The sequence below is a fragment of the Pedobacter sp. 01T416_2 genome, assembly GCF_056398925.1.
In genome coordinates, this window is the sequence record NZ_JBFTQI010001107.1 from 1 (window position 1) to 1,372 (window position 1,372).

Annotated in this window: 2 protein-coding genes; both read left to right on the forward strand. The window is 36.2% G+C overall.

Features of this window, described 5'->3' with window-relative positions; genetic code table 11:
- Nucleotides 1–121 precede the first annotated feature (121 nt).
- Nucleotides 122–913, forward strand: coding sequence for a sensor histidine kinase (locus AC1DPQ_RS27775; RefSeq protein ID WP_477611571.1), 792 nt, complete (start codon nt 122–124; stop codon nt 911–913).
- Nucleotides 914–917: 4 nt separating this feature from the next.
- A partial coding sequence (locus tag AC1DPQ_RS27780) for a response regulator (RefSeq protein WP_477611572.1) occupies nt 918–1,372 on the forward strand: 455 nt, incomplete at its 3' end.

A 1,372-nucleotide genomic window follows, 5' to 3' on the forward strand; every position in this document is an offset into this window, starting at 1 on the left:
GTACCATGTCGAATATTTTTGATGGGTTATTTACGGTTAAAATTATAGGCTTTGCTTTAAAATTCCTTATTTATATCCTGTTAAACCTTATTTTATATAGCTTTTGGTTATATTCCTTTATATGCAGAATGAAACAACAAAAATTGCAATCTTAGTTGCCATTGCAACTTTGGTATTTCTTCTTATGCCTGTTTTTTTGATTTTATATATCAGATCTTATACCAGGCATAAAAAGAACCATTTTCTGGAAAAGCAGAATATGCAGCAAAAATTTGAGTCCGAAATGCTTCAAACCCGCGTTGAAGTACAAGATCAAACGATGCAAAGTATAGCCACAGAATTACATGATAATGTTGGCCAGTTGCTCAGCCTTACCACACTCACCTTAAACTCTGTAAATTTAAACGATGGGGAAAAGGCCAAAAAGAAAATCGACAATTCGTTAGCACTGGTTAACAAATCTATTAAAGAATTAAGGGAGTTGGCAAAACTATTACATGGCGAGCAACTGGTAGAAAACGGCATTGGCCACGCAATTGATCAGGAAATTAACTGGTTGAATAAAGCTGGTTCTTATGAACTAAAAATTAACAATCAATTAATCGATCTGCAAATTACATCGCCGAACAAAGATTTAATCATTCTCCGTTTATTGCAAGAAATCATCAATAACATCATAAAGCATGCCCAGGCAACCGATATTCAAATCGATTCGCATCTGGCAGACAATACTATATATTTAAGGGTTTCCGAAAATGGGATTGGTTTTAACCCCGAAGAAATTAGATCAAAAAAATCAGGAATGGGACTAAATTCTATTTATAAAAGAATTGAGATGATCAATGGAAAATTAATATTAAATTCGACTCCAGGCGAAGGCACTTCCATTTCAATAGAAGTTCCATACCCTTAATTGTATGCAAGAACAAAGTATCTCTATCGCTATTGTTGATGACCACACGCTTTTCCGTTCCGGATTGGCCAGCCTATTGGAAGAATTTGACGAAATAAATGTCACGTTTGAGGCTGTGAACGGATTAGATCTACAGTCTAAAATAAACAACCACAAACACGTTCAACTGGTGCTAATGGACATTAATATGCCGGTAATGGACGGCTTTGCAGCAACTAAATGGGTTAAAACCAATCATCCGAATGTACATGTGCTTGCATTAAGTATGCTCGAAGATGAAAAAGCGATTATCGGGATGCTTAAAGCCGGTGCCGGAGGCTATATGCTTAAAGAATCAACCCCATCCGATCTGCTAACCGCAATTAAAGTAATAGTAGATAAAGGTTTTTATGTAAATGAATTGGTATCGGGCAGGCTTTTGGTGGCGCTGAAAGACAGTGATCAAAAACCGGTATTCTC